At 74.0% G+C, this 17,998-nt stretch carries 14 protein-coding genes; 5 read left to right on the top strand and 9 right to left on the bottom strand.

Going from position 1 to position 17,998, the window contains the following annotated elements; translation table 11 throughout:
* Positions 1 to 3 precede the first annotated feature (3 nt).
* A complete protein-coding gene (locus Cus16_RS08940) occupies positions 4 to 999 on the bottom strand; it encodes a stage II sporulation protein M (protein WP_069712269.1) in 996 nt (331 codons plus the stop codon).
* 77 nt (positions 1,000 to 1,076) lie between these two features.
* On the opposite strand from Cus16_RS08940, the gene Cus16_RS08935 reads away from it, so the two are divergent.
* Positions 1,077 to 1,946, top strand: coding sequence for an RDD family protein (locus Cus16_RS08935; RefSeq protein WP_069712268.1), 870 nt, complete (start codon positions 1,077 to 1,079; stop codon positions 1,944 to 1,946).
* Between the two features lie 166 nt (positions 1,947 to 2,112).
* Here Cus16_RS08935 and ahcY read toward each other — a convergent pair whose 3' ends face one another.
* Positions 2,113 to 3,591 (bottom strand): adenosylhomocysteinase, encoded by a 1,479-nt coding sequence (gene ahcY, locus Cus16_RS08930; protein ID WP_069712267.1) that lies wholly within the window; start codon positions 3,589 to 3,591, stop codon positions 2,113 to 2,115.
* A 107-nt stretch (positions 3,592 to 3,698) separates the two neighbouring features.
* Positions 3,699 to 3,914 carry a DUF3499 family protein gene (locus Cus16_RS08925; protein WP_069712266.1) on the bottom strand — a complete coding sequence of 72 codons (216 nt, stop codon included), beginning with the start codon at positions 3,912 to 3,914 and terminating at the stop codon, positions 3,699 to 3,701.
* An 80-nt stretch (positions 3,915 to 3,994) separates the two neighbouring features.
* Here Cus16_RS08925 and Cus16_RS08920 point away from each other — a divergent pair, with 80 nt between their 5' ends.
* Positions 3,995 to 4,435 (top strand): hypothetical protein, encoded by a 441-nt coding sequence (locus tag Cus16_RS08920; protein WP_069712265.1) that lies wholly within the window; start codon positions 3,995 to 3,997, stop codon positions 4,433 to 4,435.
* A gap of 22 nt (positions 4,436 to 4,457) precedes the next feature.
* On the opposite strand, the gene Cus16_RS08915 is transcribed toward Cus16_RS08920, so the two are convergent.
* The 5 genes from Cus16_RS08915 to manA form a co-directional block, all read right to left on the bottom strand.
* Positions 4,458 to 5,861 carry a DUF5719 family protein gene (locus tag Cus16_RS08915; protein WP_069712264.1) on the bottom strand — a complete coding sequence of 468 codons (1,404 nt, stop codon included), beginning with the start codon at positions 5,859 to 5,861 and terminating at the stop codon, positions 4,458 to 4,460.
* The gene (locus Cus16_RS08910) at positions 5,858 to 8,740 is read right to left on the bottom strand and encodes a glycosyltransferase family 2 protein (protein ID WP_069712359.1); all 2,883 of its coding nucleotides are present in this window, start codon (positions 8,738 to 8,740) and stop codon (positions 5,858 to 5,860) included. The genes Cus16_RS08915 and Cus16_RS08910 overlap by 4 nt, the downstream gene beginning before the upstream one ends.
* Positions 8,741 to 8,860: 120 nt before the next feature.
* Positions 8,861 to 9,199, bottom strand: coding sequence for a WhiB family transcriptional regulator (locus Cus16_RS08905; protein WP_083263849.1), 339 nt, complete (start codon positions 9,197 to 9,199; stop codon positions 8,861 to 8,863).
* A 179-nt stretch (positions 9,200 to 9,378) separates the two neighbouring features.
* On the bottom strand, positions 9,379 to 10,341 hold the full coding sequence (gene galE, locus Cus16_RS08900; protein WP_069712357.1) for a UDP-glucose 4-epimerase GalE: 963 nt from the start codon (positions 10,339 to 10,341) through the stop codon (positions 9,379 to 9,381).
* 54 nt (positions 10,342 to 10,395) lie between these two features.
* Positions 10,396 to 11,604: a mannose-6-phosphate isomerase, class I gene (gene manA / locus Cus16_RS08895; RefSeq protein WP_069712263.1), complete on the bottom strand. Its 1,209-nt coding sequence runs from the start codon at positions 11,602 to 11,604 to the stop codon at positions 10,396 to 10,398.
* A 41-nt stretch (positions 11,605 to 11,645) separates the two neighbouring features.
* Between manA and Cus16_RS08890 the strand changes: the two genes are divergently transcribed.
* Positions 11,646 to 13,778, top strand: coding sequence for an acyltransferase family protein (locus Cus16_RS08890; protein ID WP_069712262.1), 2,133 nt, complete (start codon positions 11,646 to 11,648; stop codon positions 13,776 to 13,778).
* 50 nt (positions 13,779 to 13,828) lie between these two features.
* Positions 13,829 to 15,208 (top strand): O-antigen ligase family protein, encoded by a 1,380-nt coding sequence (locus Cus16_RS08885; protein WP_141718891.1) that lies wholly within the window; start codon positions 13,829 to 13,831, stop codon positions 15,206 to 15,208.
* Between the two features lie 34 nt (positions 15,209 to 15,242).
* Here Cus16_RS08885 and Cus16_RS08880 read toward each other — a convergent pair whose 3' ends face one another.
* Positions 15,243 to 16,589 (bottom strand): hypothetical protein, encoded by a 1,347-nt coding sequence (locus Cus16_RS08880; protein ID WP_141718890.1) that lies wholly within the window; start codon positions 16,587 to 16,589, stop codon positions 15,243 to 15,245.
* A 112-nt stretch (positions 16,590 to 16,701) separates the two neighbouring features.
* On the opposite strand from Cus16_RS08880, the gene Cus16_RS08875 reads away from it, so the two are divergent.
* The gene (locus tag Cus16_RS08875) at positions 16,702 to 17,988 is read left to right on the top strand and encodes an O-antigen ligase family protein (RefSeq protein WP_141718889.1); all 1,287 of its coding nucleotides are present in this window, start codon (positions 16,702 to 16,704) and stop codon (positions 17,986 to 17,988) included.
* Positions 17,989 to 17,998: the final 10 nt, after the last annotated feature.

The raw sequence follows: 17,998 nt of genomic DNA, 5'->3' as shown, positions 1-17,998 counted from the left end.
CGGTCAGCCGGCGGTGAGCGCGGTCGCGCCGCGCTCGAACTCCTCGACGTCACCGCGCTCGCCCGCACGGTGCGCGCGGCCGCCGAGCACCCACTGGTACCAGAGCACCGCGGCGAGGGCGACCGTGCCGATGCCGATCTTGACCGGCCACGGCCACTCCTGGCGGGTGACGACGCCCTCGACGAGGCCGGAGAGCAGCAGCGTGAGGACCAGACCCACCGCGACGGTGATCAGCGCTCGGCCGTCCTCGGCGAGCGCCTGGGCCCGCGTCCGCGCGCCGGGGGCGACCCAGGACCAGGCGATCATCAGACCGGCTCCCCCCGCGAGGAAGACCGAGTACAGCTCGAGCTGTCCGTGCGGCGCGATATACAGGAAGAAGTCCCCGAGCCGGCCCTGCGAGTGCATGATCGCGGCGGACACGCCCAGGCTCACGGCGTTCTGCACGATCGAGACGGGCACGTAGAGGCCGGTGATGCCGAAGGCCACCATCCGTGCGGCGATGAAGGCGTTGTTCGACCACACCTGCGCCGAGAACGCGCCGAGACCGTGGTCCGAGTAGTACGCCTGGAAGTCCTCGGTGGCGTACTGCCGGAGTGCCGCCGGTGAGCCGAAGGTTGCCGTGGCGCCGGGGGTGGTCGTGATCCACACGGCCACGATCACGGCGATCGCCGCGGTGGCGGCGCCCACCCACAGCGTCGTCCAGCGGATGCGGTACATCGCCGCGGGGAGCTGGCGGACGAAGAAGGCCGAGAGCGCCGTCAGCGGGTCGACCGGCGTGCCCGTGAAGCGGAGCCGTGCCCGCGACACCACGAGGGACAGCCGGTCCCCGGTCGCCGTGCGGGGTGCTGCGCCGCGGATGCGGGCGAGGTCGGTGGCGGCCTCCTGGTACCCGGCGACGAGCCGGTCGGCGTCCGCCCCGGAGGTGCGGCGGGTCCGGGCGAGCCGGTCGAGCTCCTGCCAGCGGTCGCCGTGCACCGCGCTGTAGGCCTCCAGGTCCACGTGACTCCCCACCGTCCCGAGCACGCCCCGCCGGATCCGCCCGCGCGGTCGGCGACGTGCTCCGTCAGAATGATCCCATGTCGAAGACCCGTGCGCCGCGCGACCTGGCCGACGCCCGCTTCGGGGCGGTCCTCGACGACACCGCCGACGAGCTCGTCGTCGGCGAGGCCGTCGCACTCGACGTGCAGCCCGCGGGCATCGCGCTCCGGCTCGCCGCGGCACTGCTCGACGCACTCTGCCTCGTCGTGCTGTTCGTCCTGCTGCTGCTCGGGCTGTCCCGTGTCCTGCCCAGCGGGATCGACGGCGCGTGGCTCGTCCCGCTGCAGATCGGTTCGGTCGTCACCGTGCTCGTGCTCGTGCCCGCCGCGGTCGAGACCGTGACCCGCGGCAAGAGCGTCGGCCGCTACGCCACCGGCACCCGGGTCGTCCGTGTCGACGGCGGCGCGATCGGGTTCCGCCACGCGTTCACCCGGGCGCTGGTCGGCCTGCTCGAGCTCTGGACCACCTTCGGGTCGATCGCGTTGCTCGTCGCGCTGTTCGGGAGCCGGCCGCGGCGCCTCGGGGACCTGCTCGCCGGAACCTTCGTGCAGCACGAACGCGCGGCACGGGTCCGTGGCGTCGAGGTGCTGCTGCCGGTCGAACTCGTGGGGTGGGCGGGCGTCGCCGACGTGTCCGCGCTGCCGCAACGGCTGGAGAACCGGCTCGGCGCGTTCTTCCGCGGCGCCGCCGACGTGCGTCCGGATGCGCGGGCCGCGGCGGCCGAGCGGCTCGCGGCGGCGGTCGTGCCGTACGTGCACCCGGTGCCGCCCGTCCCGGCGGAGTCCTTGCTGGCCGGCGTCACCGTCCTGCGCCGCGCTCGCGACGAGCGGGCGCTCCGGGCGCGGGCGGCGCTGCTCGACCGGGCGGCGGCGGCGGCCGCGGCGCGGCCGCCGGGCTTCCCGCGCTGAGCCCGCGGCGCGCGCCCCGCGCCCCCTCGCCGCGCACGGCTGGGTCGAACCATGGATGCGACGTCGAACCGGCCCGCGGGCCTGGTTCGATGTCGCATCCGTGGTTCGTCCCGGAGCGCCCGCGCGGTGACGCGCGACCGGCGCGCCGCGGCGCGCCCGCCGCGGCTCAGTACCGGTAGTGCTCGGGCTTGTACGGCCCCTCGACCGCGACACCGATGTAGGCGGCCTGCTCCGGCCGCAGCTCGGTCAACTGCACGCCGAGCGCGTCGAGGTGCAGCCGCGCGACCTTCTCGTCCAGGTGCTTCGGCAGCACGTACACGCCCGTCGGGTACTGCTCGCGCCGGGTGTGCAGCTCGATCTGCGCGAGCACCTGGTTCGTGAACGAGTTGCTCATCACGAACGACGGGTGCCCGGTCGCGTTGCCGAGGTTCATGAGCCGCCCCTCGCTGAGCACGAGGATCGAGCGCCCGTTCGGCAGCCGCCACTCGTGCACCTGCGGCTTGATCTCGACCTTCTCGACGCCGGCCAGCGCCTCGAGCCCGGCCATGTCGATCTCGTTGTCGAAGTGCCCGACGTTCGCGACGACCGCGAGGTGCTTCAGCGCGAGCATCTCGTCGACACCGACGACGCCGAGGTTGCCGGTGCACGTGACGACCATGTCGACCTGGTCGGCGACGTCCGCGAGCCGGGCCACCTGGTAGCCGTCCATCGCGGCCTGCAGCGCGCAGATCGGGTCGACCTCGGACACGATGACCCGGGCGCCCTGGCCGCGCAGGGCCTCCGCGGCCCCCTTGCCCACGTCGCCGTACCCGACGACGAACGCGACCTTGCCGCCGATCAGGACGTCCGTCGCGCGGTTCAGGCCGTCGGGCAGCGAGTGCCGGATGCCGTACTTGTTGTCGAACTTCGACTTCGTGACCGAGTCGTTGACGTTGATCGCCGGGAAGCGCAGCTCGCCGTTCCGCGCGAGCTCGTACAGGCGGTGCACGCCGGTGGTGGTCTCCTCGGTCACGCCCTCGATCTCGGCGGCGATCCGGGTCCAGCGGTCCGGGGACTCCTCGAGCGAGGCGGCGACGGTGGCGAGGACGATCCGCCACTCGGCACTCGCGTCGTCACCCGCGTCCGGCACGCGACCGGCGGTCTCGGCGTCGGCTCCGGTGTGCACGAGCATCGTCGCGTCACCGCCGTCGTCGAGGACGAGGTTCGGTCCCGACCAGTCGGCACCCGCGGCCGCGGCCTCGGCACTCCAGTCGAAGATGCGGCTCGTGCACCACCAGTACTCCTCGAGCGTCTCGCCCTTCCACGCGAAGACCGGCACGCCGGCGGGTGCGTCGGGCGTCCCCGTCGGGCCGACGGCCACGGCGGCGGCGGCCTCGTCCTGCGTCGAGAAGATGTTGCAGCTGGCCCAGCGGACCTGCGCGCCGAGGGCGACGAGCGTCTCGATGAGGACCGCCGTCTGCACCGTCATGTGCAGGGACCCGGCGATGCGCGCGCCGGCGAGCGGCTGCGTCGCGCCGAACTCCTCGCGCAGGGACATCAGCCCCGGCATCTCGTTCTCGGCGAGCCGGATCTGGTGGCGACCCGCCTCGGCGAGGGTGAGGTCGGCGACACGGAACGGTGCTGCGGTGCGGGTCTCGGTGGACATGCGGCCAGTCTTCCACGCCCGGCCGGGAGGCGCGGGTCGTCCGACGACGTCGGTGCCGTCCGCAGCGCCTCCCGTCCGCAGCGCGCACCGCGACGCACAGGTCGGCCTCAGTCGGCGTCGCGGCGGAGCGGCTCGCGCCGCACCACGTCCCACCCACGCGGCACGCGCAGCCGCGCCGCGTGGCGCGCGCAGAGGTCGTACCCGTGCGGCTCGACGCGGATCGACAGCGGTCCGACGACGACCATGGAGTCGGCGTAGTCGTACGTCAGGGTCGCCGACGCGCTCGCGCCACAGGCGACCTTGCTGCAGATCCGTACGTCCATACCGGCACCGACCCTACCCGCCGCCCTCCGGTGCCCGGCTGCGGGCGGAGCGGACGGACCCCGCCGCGTACGATGGCGGGATGCGTCGGAAGCCTCCTCTCGTCACCCCGGTCGACCGTGCCCGGGGGCGTTCCCGGCACGGACGCGGCGGGCGGTCGAGCGTGACCGGACCGGAGCTCGCGCCCGTGGTCACCCGTGCCGAGACCTTCGACCGGATCGTCGGCGACACCGCGCACTACCTGGTCGGGATGTGGCCGGACGAGCTCGCGGGCGTGGTGTTCCAGGTGGCGGACATGCCGACCGACCGGGACCTGCCGGACCGCCTGCCCCGCTGGCGGGTGGACCGCGACGACCGACGCGTGACGCTGTTCCGGATCCCCGTCGAGCGGGTGACCCACAGTCCCGAGAAGGACGACACGGACCGCCGCGTCGTCGTCGAGACCGCGGTGTTCCGGGCGGTGGGCGAGTTGATCGACAAGGATCCGTGGGACCTGGCGCCGGACCGCTTCCGGCACTGGTGACCCGACCGGGTCGGACGAGCGTCTAGGGGTAGACGCGGAGCGGCGTCGAGACGTCGGTCGCCGGGCGGACCGGGAAGCCACCGATGCCGTCGCTGCCGTCGTAGCCGACCCCGGCGACGAGCCCGGCGGCACCCACGAGCTCGAGCTGCGTCGACGTGGGGACGCTGACGGTCGCCGTCGCACCGGACGCCACGGTCACCTCCTGCTCCCGGTCGCCCGACCGGATCGTCACCTGCGCGTCGGACCGCGTCGGGTTGACCAGCGAGAGCTTCGGGTCGCGCCCCGGTGCCACGGCCGTGATCGCGTCGTCACCGAGCGGCTCGGCCGACGCGAACCAGCCGAGGTCGGTGCGGTCGTCGTCCGTGGGTGCCGTCGTGCGGGCCCCGGCGACGAGGGGCTGCGTCGAGGTGACGGTGAACGAGTACCGGCCGTCCGGGAAGTCGTCGAGCGCCACGTCGGTGACCACACCGGGCTCGGCGGTCGCGTTGACGGTCGAACCGCCGCCGTCCGCGGTCGTGATGCCCAGCGTCACCCGGGCGGCCTCGTCGCCGGGGACGAAGAGCCGCACGACCGGTGCGGCGTCCGCGGCGTCGTCCCCGCGCTGGGCCTCCTGCGCGCCGCGGAGCACCACGGCGGGGATGATCTGCGAGGTCGACGGCGCCGCGCCGCCCGAGACGACGTCGTACCCGCCAGGCACGAGCGTGCGCACGATGCTCTCCTGCATGTGCGCGACGATCTGCCCGCCGGTCGAGGTCACGTGCACGACCGTCGACCCCTGGCCGGAGACGAAGCCGGACAGGGGCACGACCTTCTGCGTGTTCGGCGCGACCACGATGCCCGTGGTGCCGGGCGCGGTCACCGTGCCGGACGCGTCGTAGACCGCGAGGTCGACGGTCGCGTTGACGTCGGTGGGGTTCGACAGGGTGACCAGGCTCGTCCGTCCCGTCTCGGTCGAGCCGCCCACCAGCCAGGTCGACTGCCCCGGGTCGTCGCACGACGCGGCGCCGAAGCCGACGAGGTCGCCCGACGACACGGTCTGCGCGCTGCTGCCGGCGACCTGCGGCGTCGTGCGACCCGCGGGCGCCGTGAGGAGCTGCGGCGCACTGCCCCCGGTCGTGGACGACCCGAGGGTCGAACGGTCGACGGTGGAGCCGGCGGTCGCGGTCGCGACGGTCGCCGACCCGACGGTGCTCGCCGTCGTCGCGTCGTTGCCCGATTCGTCGGACAGCCGCAGGGCGCTGCCGGCGCACACGCGCTCGGCGTCGGCGGGGACGGGCGTGACGGTGCGGCCCGCCGGACGGGCCGGCGTGCTCTCGGTGCCGATCGCGTGGGCGGCCGTCACGGCCCCGGCCGCCACGACCACGGCGACCGCGGTCGCGGTACCGCGGACGACCCAGCGTCGGACGGACCGTGGGCTGGCACTCATTCGTCGCGCTCCTCGTCGAAGGTGGTGGCGGGTTCCTCGGCCTCGATGACGTTCGAGGTGGCGCGGCGACGGCGGGGGGCCGTCGGGACCGCGAGCAGGGCGGCCGCGCCGAAGACGATCCCGAGCACCACCAGGTAGAGCACGTGGGTCGCCTGTGTGGCCGCCGAGCCCGAGGCGACGCGGTCGACGTCGCCCTCGTAGTGGAAGAGCTGGCCCGTGGCCGTCTCACCGATGCTCGTGAAGCGCGCGTCCTGCCCGATGGCTCCGGCCGCCCGGTCGTGCACGGCCTCGGCCGCGGCGTCGTCCGGAGCGTCGTCGAGCAGCACGAACGAGATGCCGAGGCTGCGCAGGGCGGGCTCGGGGTCGTACCCGCTGCGGCTCGCGAGGTTGCCGGCGAGCGTCGCGAGCTCCGTCCCCTTGCTGCTGAGCCGCAGCGCCGTCGCGTCGAGGGTGGTCTGGTCGTCGAGGGTCGAGCCCTGCCCGCGCTCGAGCGACACCGCGAGGGAGCCGTCCGTCTGCGGGTCGACGACGAGCGTGCCGACGTCGGGGTTCGCCTGCGCCTCGGCGTTCACGTACGCGCTGAGCACACGGCCGGTGGTCGGCTGCAGCACGGTGTCGCCGAGCGTGGACGCGGCGAAGGCCGGGGCGACCGCGACGCCCGCGAACACCGCGGCGACGATGCCGGTGACGGGAGCCGTCCGCGGCAGGACGTCGATGCCGATGCAGGCGGCCAGGACGAGACCGAGGGCGGAGACGGAGAGCGCGCTGCCGGGCCAGACGATCGTGGTCGTCGACCCCACGCCGGTCACGGTGACGTGCGTGGCGGCGACGGCGGTCGCGAACCCGAGCAGGGCGAGGACGAGCGCGGCCCCGGCGACCGCCCAGCGGTGGCCGAGCACCGCCCCGACGGCGAGCAGGGCGACGGGCAGTGCGAGCACGGCCATCGCGATCGGCAGCACTGCCGCGGCGAGTCCGAGCGTCGAGGTGGCGGGCAGCCAGCCGCTCCAGTCCGGCAGGGGCTGCCCGATCGCGAGCTGGAAGGCGGACGGGGCACGGGTCGCGGACGGCACACCGGGGTCGGCGAGGACCGCGAGCGGGTTGCCCCTGGCGACCTGCGCCAGCACGAGCGGCAGGAAGAGCACCGCGGCGGGCACCGGGATGAAGACCCGACGGTGCGCGCGACGCCACCCGACCACCAGCGAGACCACCCAGCCGACCAGGAGCACCGGCAGCAGGGACGGGGCCGAGGCCGCGACCACCGCGAACAGCAGCGCGGCGCCGGAGGCCCACGCCCACGAGCGGTGCGCCTCGAGCACGGCGAGCAGCAGCCACGGCAGGAGCACGTGCGCGATCACGGCGCCGAGGTGGCCGGTCGTGAGGGCGCCGACGAGCGCCGGTGCGATCGTGTACAGCGCGGCGCCGATCACCGGCACCCAGGTGCGCGTGGTGACCTTGCGGACCGCGAACCACGCACCGAGCGCCGCCATCGGCAGGGCGAGCAGGAGCACGACGACGACCCCGGTCGACGGCGACCAGGCGAAGACCGACCCGAGCACGGCGAGCACGGCCGTGAACGGGTCGCCGGGGCCCGTCGAGCCGGTGCCGATGGAGTGCCAGCCGTACCCGACGTTCTGCCAGAGCCGTCCGACCGAGGTGCTGAGCGGGAGCAGACCGCCGCCGGTCACCGCGGGGCTGCTGAGGAGCGGGTAGAGCGTGACGACACTGAGGACCGCCGCGGCGAGCACGACCCACACGCCGCCGTCGCCGAGGAACGACGCCCGCGCGATGGGGGCGTCCTCGACCCGGGCGAGCTCGACGTCACGCGAGGTGGTGCGACGCTCGTGCACCCGACGCCAGCTGACGCGCAGGGGTTCGATCGCGGTCCAGCCCACCCGTCGGGTCCTGGCGGCGTTCTTCCGCGCACGCCGCACCCCGCCCCCGAAGGCGACGGCGAACGCTGCGGCGAGCTCGCCCGAGACCGCGGCGGGGTGCTTCGCGACGAGGTGTCCGACGGCGCGACCGGCCGCGAACGGCACGAGGAGCAGCCAGTGCAGCCAGAGCAGCCCGGCCGGCGCCGCGGTGAGGCGTCGGTGCAGCTGCGCCTGCCGGTGCAGGCGGACGCGACGGGCCTCGGACACCCGCTTCCGACCGAACTCCTCGATCGGACCCGCGCTCGTCACGCGGGCCTCGGGCACGACGGCGACGCGGTGGCCGGCGAGGCGGGCGCGGATGCAGAAGTCGAGCGCGGCGTCGACGTCGGGCAGGGCCGGGTCGAAGCCGCGCAGGTCCCGCCAGACCGAGCGGCGGACGAGCATGCCGCCCGCGGCGACCCCCATCACGTCGGTGTGCCGGTCGTGCTGGCCCTGGTCGAGCTCGTCCTGCACGAGGCCGAGCGAGCGGCCGAAGCGCGTGGTGCTCTCGCCGAAGGCGCGGATGAGCGAGGGGTCCTCGGTGGCGACGAGCTTGGGGCCGGCGACGGCGACCGACGGCGCGATCTCCACCGCGGAGAGCATCTCGGCCAGTGCGTCCGGTGCGGGGGCGTTGTCGTGGCCCAGGATCCAGAGCCACTCGTCGGACGGTCCGTCCGCGTCGGCGACCGCCGCCTCGCGCTCGGCCACCGCCACCGCCTCGCCGAACGGCCGTCCGGCGGGGAGCCGGACCAGACCGGCGGAGCCGCCGAGCGCGATGTCGGTCGTGGAGCCGTCGGACGAGCCGATGTCGACGACGACGAGTCCGTCGGGGTGCCGGGTCTGGGCGACGAGGGCGTCCAGGGTCCGGTCGAGGTGTCCGCCACCGTTCGCCGCCACCAGCACCGCGGTGACGCGGGGCTGGGCGGACCGGGACGGGGCCGACCGGGTTTGCGCGGGACTGGTCTGCATGACGCGCGTCACTCTACGGTCTGCCGGGCGGGGCTCCCGCGCCCGCCGGCGGCGTGCCGTGAACCTGTGGGACCCATCAACGCGAGGTGCCGGACGGGGCCGGCACCTGCCTCCAGGCCGTCAGGCGCGGCGGCGGAGCTTGCGGCGCTCGCGCTCGGACAGCCCGCCCCAGATCCCGAAGCGCTCGTCGTTCTCGAGCGCGTACTCCAGGCACTGCGACCGGACCTCGCAGGACGTGCAGATCTTCTTCGCCTCGCGCGTCGAGCCGCCCTTCTCGGGGAAGAACGCCTCGGGGTCGGTCTGCGCGCACAGCGAGTCGACCTGCCACGCGAGCGGGTTCTCCTCGTCGGCCTCGGCGCGACGGACGCCGGGGACGCCGAGCGCCACCGGATCGACGTGCCAGTCCTCCGGCACGTCGGCGTGGAAGTCGGAACCGTTCACCCTGATCACCCCTGACATGTCGACGACGGCCTGCAACGACCGGAGCCGCTGCCTGTAATTACAGCGGTGTCATTCGCCGGAGTCAAGTCGCGGATCATAGGAGGCTCTGACCGTCGCGGCGTGTCATGTCCCCCGTACGGGCGTGTCGCAGCGGTTCTGTCCTGCCGATGGGGGACACGTCAGGCACCGGGCCGGGGTCAGCCGACGCGGCGACGGGCCTCCCACGCGCTCGACACCATCTCGTCGAGCGTGTGCCGCATCGCCCACTCGAGGTCGCGGGCCGCGGCCTCGCCGGTGGCGACGATCCTGGCCGGGTCGCCCGGGCGACGCGGGGCGACCTCGGGCTCGAAGGCGATGCCGGTACCGGCCGCCATCGCGTCCATGATCTGCCGCACGCTCACGCCGTCCCCGCTGCCGAGGTTGTAGGCGCGCTCGAGCTGCTCCCCCGCCTCGAGCTTCCGGGCCGCGACCGCGTGCGAGTGCGCGAGGTCGGCGACGTGGATGTAATCACGCACGCACGTGCCGTCCGGGGTGTCGTAGTCGGTGCCGTTGATGCGCGGCGTCCGGCCCGCGAGCAGCGCGTCGAACACCAGGGGGAACAGGTTGTGCGGGCTCGCGTCGTACAGGTCGGGCTCCCCGGAGCCCACGACGTTGAAGTAGCGCAGCGAGGTCGTGGTGAAGCCCGCGGCGACCTCCATGTCGCGCAGGAGCCACTCGCCGATGAGCTTCGACTCGCCGTAGGGCGACTCCGGTGCCTTCGGGGTGTCCTCGACGACGACGTCGACGTCCGGCGTGCCGTAGACCGCGGCGCTCGAGGAGAACACGGCCTTGGTGGCGCCGTGCTCGGCCATGGCCCGGAGCAGGGTCGCGGTGCCGGTGACGTTCTGCTCGTACGTGTGCAGCGGACGCTCGACGGAGACGCCGGCGTACTTGAAGCCCGCGACGTGGACCACGCCGGTGACGGCGTGCTCGCGCAGCGTGCCGGCGACCAGGTCACCGTCGAGGATCGTCCCCTCGACGAACGGCACGTCCTCCGGCACGAAGGCGCGGAAGCCGCTCGACAGGTCGTCGAACGCGACCGTGTCGAGGCCGGCGGCGCGCAGGGCGCGGACGACGTGGGACCCGATGTACCCGGCACCGCCGGTGACCAGCCAACTCATGCTCGTCACGCTAGCGGACGGCGTGGCACCGATCGGCCGCACGTCGGTGCGTGTTCACGCACCCGTCGCGATGAAGACCGTCGAGGTGACCCCGGCGGCGACGTCCGCCTCGACGGTGACGTCCCCCTCGTCCGGCGTGACGTAGCAGGACTCCCCCTGCCGGAGCAGCGTCGCCGACCGCGCACCCACCAGCGTCACGGCACCCGCGGTGCACACCGCGATCGACGGACCGGACAGCGGGGCGACCCCGCCCGTGCCGAGTCCGACCGGACGACCGTCGCCGGTGACGCGCACGAGGGCGAAGCCGACGCCCTCCGGCGCGAAGCGGTCGACCCCGGCGTCCAGGTGCTCCGGCACGAGGACCGGTGCCGGGTACGCCGTGAAGTCGAGCACGCGGAGCAGTTCGGGGACGTCGACGTGCTTCGCCGTCAGGCCGCCGCGCAGCACGTTGTCGGACGGCGCCATCAGCTCGACGCCGAGACCGTCGAGGTAGGCGTGGACGTTGCCGGCGGGCAGGTACATCGCCTCGCCCGCGGCGAGCGTGACCCGGTGCACGAGCAGCGACACGACGACGCCGGGGTCGCCCGGGTACGCCTCGGCGAGGTCGACGACCGTCTGCACGTTCGGGGTGCGCTCGCCCTCGGGCAGGGCCGACGCGAGGTCCGACGCGGCCTGCACCACGGCGAGCGCCGAGGGATCGGCCGTCTCCAGCCAGCGGACGGTGTCCTCGAGCCCGTGCGCCAGGTGCGCCAGCAGCGGGCCGAGCCGACCGCTCCCGGCGTCGAGCGCCTCGACCTCGACGGTGGTGTCGGCGACCGGGCGGAACCCGCTGAGCGCCTCGAAGCGCTCGCTCAGCGCGACGACGAGCTCGGGCTTCGGGAACGGGTCCTTGTAGTTGCGGGACGGGTCGTCGAGCGGGACGCCCGCTGCCTCCTCGCGCGCGAAGCCCTCCTCGGCCTGCTCCGGCGTGGGGTGCGCCTGCAGCGAGAGCGGCGCGGCGGCGGCGAGGAGCTTCAGCAGGAACGGCAGACCGCTCCGGTCCGGACCGAGGGCGACCTCGGGTTCCGCGTCGATCCAGTCGCGCAGCGTGTCCGCGCCACCGACCATCGCCGGGTTCACGACGACGCTCGGGCTGCCGGCGTGGGCGCCGAGCCAGAGCTCCGCCTGCGGCGCCCCCGTGACGGTCCGACCGAGCAGTTCGGGGATCGCGGTGACGGATCCCCACGCGTAGTCGCGAGGCGTGTTGGTGATGCCGAGGAACATGCGGCGAGCCTACCGGCCGTGCCCGCCTAGACTCGTGCGCGATGAACGCGAGCACGGCCCAGGCCCCCACGAGCCCGTCCTCGCGTCCCGGGACGGACGCCGCGGCGCACGCGACCCGCTGGGACGTCCAGGGACTCCGCGCGTTCGCGGTCCTCTCCGTGGTGCTCTACCACCTGTGGCCCGCCCGGCTCCCCGGTGGGTTCGTCGGTGTCGACGTCTTCTTCGTCATCTCCGGGTTCCTCATCACCGGGCACCTGCTGCGCGAGGTCGTCACGACGGGCCGGATCCGGCTCGGTGCCTTCTGGTCGCGTCGCGCGAAGCGCCTGCTCCCCGGCGCGTTCCTGACCCTCGCCGCCACCGGGGTCGCCGTGCTGGTGTGGGTCCCGAGCTCGTCGTGGGGACAGTACGGGCGCGAGCTGATCGCGTCGACCGTGTACGTCCAGAACTGGCGGCTCGCCGCGGACTCCGTCGACTACCTGGCACAGGGCAACCAGCCGTCGCCGTACCAGCACTTCTGGTCGCTCTCGGTCGAGGAGCAGTTCTACATCGCCCTGCCGCTCGTGCTGCTCGCGGCGCTCTGGGTCGCCCGTCGTCGTGGGGCCCCCTCGCCGGTCGTGACCGTCCGGGTCCTGCTCGGGGCGGTGGTCCTGCTCTCGCTGGCGTGGAGCGTCGTGCAGACGGAGACGGCAGCCGGCGTCGCGTACTTCTCGACGGCGACCCGGGCCTGGGAGTTCGCGCTCGGCGGGCTGGCGGCGACCCTGTCGCTCGGTCGTCCCCGCACGCCGGTCGCCCGAGCCGTGCGGGTCGTCGGAGCGTGGGTCGGTGTCGTGCTGCTCCTGGTGTCCCTGGCGGTCATCTCCGGGTCGACCCCGTTCCCCGGGATCGCGGCGGCGCTTCCCGTGCTGGGCGCGACGCTCGTCGTGCTGCTCGGTGAGCACAGCGGCCTGCCGTCGTTCGGACGGGTCGCCCCGGTCGCCTTCGTGGGCCGGATCTCGTACGCGGTGTACCTCTGGCACTGGCCGATGGTCGTGGTGCTGCCGATCGCCCTCCGGCACGAGCTGACCCTGAAGGACAAGGCGGCGGTGCTGGTCGGCGCCCTCGTGCTGGCCTCGCTGACGACGCTGCTCGTCGAGGAGCCGCTGCGGTTCTCGCGTCGCGTCCGGGTGCTCCGGCCGCGGTCCGTCGCCCTGTTCGGCGCCGTCGCGACGCTCCTCGTCGTGGCGCTCGGTGCGTCGTCCCTCGTCGCCCTGCACGTCCAGCAGGACCAGGCGGCCCGCTTCGCCGCTCGCCTCGACGCCGGCGACGTGCGGTGCTTCGGCGCGGCGGCGCGCATCTCGTCGGCCGACCCGTGTGTGAACCCGGCCCTGGCGGACGTCCGGGTGCCTGCGGCGGCCAACGCCGTGCAGGACGACGCGAACCGCGCCGCGTGCTGGTCGAACGACTCCGACGCGTTCAACGTGTGCCGACTCGGCCCCGCGACGGGGTGGAAGAAGCACCTCATCGCGATCGGCGACTCACACAACAACGTGCTCGTGGACACCTACGAGCGGATCGCCGAGGAGCACGACTGGCGGATCGACCTCGCCGGGCACATCAGCTGCTACCTCACGACCGCGCAGCAGCAGGCCGCGTCCCAGCAGCAGGTGGACCTCTGCGACGGCTGGAAGCGCAACGCGCTCGAGTACCTGCGGACCCACCCCGACCTCGACGGCCTGCTCGTCACGCACTCGACGGGCAACGGCAGGGTCGTCGCAGCCGACGGCCGGTCGGCAGACGACACCGTGGTCGACGGTCTGGTCGACGCGTGGCAGGTGGCGGCGAACGCGGGGATCCCGGTCGTCGCGCTCCGGGACAACCCGACCGCCCGTGCGGACGTCGTCTCCTGCGTCGCCCAGATGTCCGGTCCCACCACCGACGCGTGCGACAGCAGGCGCAGCGACGCGCTCGCGCTGTTCGACGGCAGCGCCGAGGCGGTCGACCTGATGCCGCCGGGCACCGCCCGGCTGATCGACCTCACGCAGTACTACTGCACGGAGCAGGTGTGCCCCGCGGTGATCGGCGGCGTGCTCGTGCACCGCGACCCCACCCACCTGACCAACACCTTCGCGAAGACCCTCGCGCCGTACCTCGGCGACGAGATCGCTTCGGCGCTCGACGCGGTGGACCGACGGTGACCGGGACGGGTCGCCTCCCGACGGACTCCGGCGCCGGTACCCTTGCGACCGTGACGAACACCTGGCCGGCTGCCCGCGGGACCGTTCCCGAGCGTGAGGCCTTCGCGTACGCCTCCGCCGTGCTGTTCGTCCTCTTCGCCGGCGACGCCGTCCCGAACGCGATCACGTGGTGGGGCGCAGGAACGCTGTGGGGTGCGGTCGCGGTGTGGGGCGTCACCGTGCTCGTCCGCGCTCGACCGTCGATCGCACGGACGCCGCGGTCCCTGTGGCTCTTCCTGGCATGGTGCCTCGTGTCCGTCCTGTGGTCGCACTGGCGCCCGGCCACCCTCGCCAGCCTGACCGTGCAGGTGGTCTGCGCCGGCGTGGCCTTCGCCGTCGCCTCGACCCTGAGCTGGCGTCGGATCACGGACGCCGCGAGCCTGGCGTTCCGCTGGGTCGTGCTGCTCTCGCTGGTCTTCGAGGCGTTCGTCGCCGTCGTCGTCCGGCACCCGGTCGCGCCGGTCTGGACCGACTACGGCAGCCGCGACGTGCCCGATGCCTTCTACGCCTCGCGCGCCGCGCTCTTCACCGGCGGGCAGGTCCAGGGCCTGCCCGGCAACGGCAACCTCCTGGCGATGGTCGCCCTGCTCGCCGCGATCGCCGTCGCCGTGCAGCTCGCCGAGGGACGCATGCGGCCGCACCGGGCCATCGCGTGGTTCGTCGTGTCCGGCGTCACCCTCGTCTGTGCCCGGTCGTCCACCGTGCTCCTGGCCGCCGTGGCGGTCGTGGTGGCGCTCTTCGTCGCCCTCTGGATCCGACGGGTTCCGGACGGGCGGCGCGGTCCGCACACGCTGCTGCTCGTGGGTGGGGGCGCCGTCGTGGTCGTCGCCGGGGTGCTCGGCCGCAGCATCGTGTCCGAGGTGCTCGGCAAGGGCACCGACGCCACCGGCCGCGGGGTCATCTGGGAACGGGTGTACGGACTCGTCGAGCAGCACCCGGTCGTGGGCTGGGGGTGGATCGGGTACTGGTGGCCCGACATCCCGACGCTGGCGGACCTGTACCAGCGGAACGGTGTGACGTACCTGCAGGCCCACGACGCCTGGCTCGACGTCTGGATGCAGACCGGCATCGTCGGGCTCCTGCTGTTCGGGATCTACGTGCTCACGACGCTCCAGCGCTCCTGGGCCTCCGCCACCCGGATCGTGTACGACGCCGAGCTGCGCCCGCGCCCCTTCGACCCGGTGTCGCTCTTCCCGCTGCTCGTCGTCGTCGCGCTCCTGGTGCAGTCCGTCGCGGAGTCGCGCCTGCTCTACCAGGGCAACTGGCTGCTGCTGGCGCTCATCGCGGTGAAGACGCGGAACGTGCTCGTCGGCGACGAGCCGCCCTCCACCGGCGACGGCGCACGGACGCCGCGCACGAAGCGCGAGTTCCGGCAGCCGACCGGTCGCTGATCGTCGCCGGACGACGCGGGAGGTCAGCGCGTGGTCAGCGTCCGACCAGCCGACCGCAGGGGACCGTCGCATCCCACGGCGCCGCGCGGACCACGACCGTCCCGCCCGGATCCCGCTCGCACGCGACCCGCGCCGCGGCCACCTGGTCCGCCCAGATCGGTCCGTCGGCGCGTCGGGTCGGGCCCGGCGCGGCGTTGCCCAGGGTGGCGACGACCACCACCCCGACGAGCGCCCACCCACCGATGCGCGCGAGCACCACACCCGTCCGTCGGTGCCGGGCGAGTGCGCCCGCCGCGACCAGCGTCGCGGCGAGCAGGAACGCACCGGACGGTGCCGCGTACCGCAGCGGGGGCACCCTCCCGAGCGACTCGGACGGCGACGCCCACGGCACGTGCACCGGGTTCGCCGACAGCGCCGCCCACCAGACCGCGAGGGAGGCGGTGGTCGTCGCCAGGAGGAACCACCGGGTACGCCACGGGGCGACGACGGCCGCCGCGACGAGCAGCAGGACCAGGATGCCGACGGGGACGAGCACGGCTGCCCAGCCGTCGACGGCGACGGCGCGGACCACGGCGCCGACGTCCGGCTGCCACAGGGCCGCCACCGGCTGGAGGAGCCACCCCGCGACGATGTCCGTGGCGCCCGCACCACCGGGACGCGACGCTCGGTGCGTCGTCACCGCCGTGACCACCTGCGCCGCGCTCCCGCCCAGTGCGAGGACGACCACGGGGACCGCACGTACCCGTCCGGAAGCCCTGCCGCCGGGTGTCCGTGCCGTCGGTCCCGGGAGCAGCGCCAGCGCCAGCAGCGGGAGGAACAGGACCGCCTGGACCTCGCTGAGCACCACGAGCGCCGCCAGGGCGGCCTGCACCGCGGCTCCCGACCAGGTGCGGGCCTGGTACGCGAACAACCACGGCGCCAGGAAGAGCAGGGTCCAGTGCACGTTCGCGGCGTTGCCGAGGACCTCGTACGGACCGAGCGGCACGAGGGCGGGCACGAGGGCGAGGAGCACGCGCGCCGGCCACCACGGCACGACGTCGCGGGCCAGCACCGTCACCGCGGTCGCGGCGACTCCGACGATCCCGCAGGCGCCGAGGGCGAGCGCGACCGCGTACCACTGCACCGGGAGCGCCCAGGCGGCGTCCACGAGCAGGCGCGGGACCAGGTGCAGGTAGCCCGCGTAGGGGTGCAGCAGGGAGTCGACGGGCCCGAGTGCGATCCGGTCGCGCAGGAAGCGCCCGGCGTCCTCGGCCCAGGCGGTCCCGAGGGTGACCGCGCCGAGGCGCCAGGCGGCGACGGCGGCCGCGAGGAGTCCGAGCGCCACCGCGACCGAGGCGCGGGACAGTGCGGCCCCACGACCAGCTCGGGGTGTCTCGTCCATCGCGGATCGACGATAGTGCGATATCGCCGATCCGGGATGCCACCACCCGGAGCGTCCCCGATGCGTCGTCCAGCGGCGAGTAGGACAAGATGGTCGGGTGAGCGACGGACGGGTGACCAGGCACGTGCTGGCGCGCCGATACCTGTCCGCCTGGATCGGTTTCTCCGCCGGGGGCCGGTTCAGCCAGGCACTCGCGACCGTCATCGTGCTCTTCGCGTTCGGTCAGCCGACCGTCGAGCGACTGGTCGGCACCGCCGGCGACCAGGCCGTGCTCCTGACCCTCGTCGTGCTCGCCGGGCTGAGCCTGCTCGGGCAGCGCTACCGGATCGAGTGGCACGGGGTGCTCCCCCTGTCGCTGCTCGCCTTCGTGGGGTACTGCGCGCTCAGCGTGCTCTGGAGCCAGTACTCGTGGACGGCCCTCCGCGGCTTCGGCGGCACCCTCTGCTTCGTCGGCCTCGGGCTGTACCTCGCCCTCGGCCGCGACCTCGTCCAGGTGATCCGGGCATCGGGCGACGCGTTCCGCATCCTGCTCGTGGCGGCGCTCGGGCTCGAGGTCCTCTCCGGACTCGTGCTCGACCTGCCGATCCCCGGGTTGGGCATCCAGGGCGACATCGCCTACGGCGGTCCGATCCAGGGCATCGGCGGCACCCGCAACTTCATGGGCTTCATCGCTGCGACCGCCCTCGTCACGTTCGTCGTCGAGTTCCTCACGCGGTCGGTGAGCGTCGGGCGCGCGGTCACCTCGATCACGCTGGCCGTGATCACCCTGATGCTCGTACAGTCCCCCATCACCGGACTGTCGATGATCGCCCTGGCCGTCGTCGCGCTCGCGATCTGGTCGTTGCGGCACGCCCGACCGACCACGAGACCGGTGGTGAACACCGTCCTCGGCGCGACGGTGCTCCTCATGGCCGTCGTCCTCGTCGTCGCCCGCCAGCGGGTGCTGGCCGAGATCGGGGCGGCCGGCGGCACGGCGACCCGTCTGCAGCTCTGGTCCGAGATCCGTACCTTCATCGCGCAGTACCCCATCCAGGGCTGGGGCTGGGTCGGCACCTGGCCGCACGAGCCGGTGGTGCCGTTCGTGACCTTCGTCGCGCCGTCCGGCGCGCCCTACCCGTCGGGCCTCAACGCCTTCGTCGACGCCTGGCTGCAGATCGGACTCGCCGGCACGATCCTGCTCGGGGTCGCCGCGCTGCTGGCCTTCGCACGGGCCTGGGTGACCGCGACGACGTACCCCGGTGTGGCCTACGTGTGGCCGGCGGCGGTGCTGGTGCTCCTCGCGGTGACGAGCACGGCGGAGAGCTACCTGCTGCACGGGGCCGGGCTCATGCTCTTCGTGACGGTGCTCGTGGTCGCCGCCCGACGCCGGTCCTGGCGGCGGCACCTGCCGCGCGGCTGACGCGTCGCAC

It is taken from the genome of Curtobacterium sp. ER1/6, assembly GCF_001742745.1.
Lineage (GTDB): Bacteria > Actinomycetota > Actinomycetes > Actinomycetales > Microbacteriaceae > Curtobacterium > Curtobacterium citri.
The sequence above is the reverse complement of the archived record's forward strand: the minus strand, read 5'-3'. Positions and strand labels throughout refer to the sequence as shown.

Coding starts and splice junctions, on each gene's coding strand:
- Cus16_RS08935 (WP_069712268.1), top strand. CDS start 1,077: ATGTCGAAGACCCGTGCGCCGCGCGACCTGGCCGACGCCCGCTTCGGG.
- ahcY (WP_069712267.1), bottom strand. CDS start 3,591: ATGTCCACCGAGACCCGCACCGCAGCACCGTTCCGTGTCGCCGACCTC.
- Cus16_RS08925 (WP_069712266.1), bottom strand. CDS start 3,914: ATGGACGTACGGATCTGCAGCAAGGTCGCCTGTGGCGCGAGCGCGTCG.
- Cus16_RS08920 (WP_069712265.1), top strand. CDS start 3,995: ATGCGTCGGAAGCCTCCTCTCGTCACCCCGGTCGACCGTGCCCGGGGG.
- Cus16_RS08915 (WP_069712264.1), bottom strand. CDS start 5,861: ATGAGTGCCAGCCCACGGTCCGTCCGACGCTGGGTCGTCCGCGGTACC.
- Cus16_RS08910 (WP_069712359.1), bottom strand. CDS start 8,740: ATGCAGACCAGTCCCGCGCAAACCCGGTCGGCCCCGTCCCGGTCCGCC.
- Cus16_RS08905 (WP_083263849.1), bottom strand. CDS start 9,199: ATGTCAGGGGTGATCAGGGTGAACGGTTCCGACTTCCACGCCGACGTG.
- galE (WP_069712357.1), bottom strand. CDS start 10,341: ATGAGTTGGCTGGTCACCGGCGGTGCCGGGTACATCGGGTCCCACGTC.
- manA (WP_069712263.1), bottom strand. CDS start 11,604: ATGTTCCTCGGCATCACCAACACGCCTCGCGACTACGCGTGGGGATCC.
- Cus16_RS08890 (WP_069712262.1), top strand. CDS start 11,646: ATGAACGCGAGCACGGCCCAGGCCCCCACGAGCCCGTCCTCGCGTCCC.
- Cus16_RS08880 (WP_141718890.1), bottom strand. CDS start 16,589: ATGGACGAGACACCCCGAGCTGGTCGTGGGGCCGCACTGTCCCGCGCC.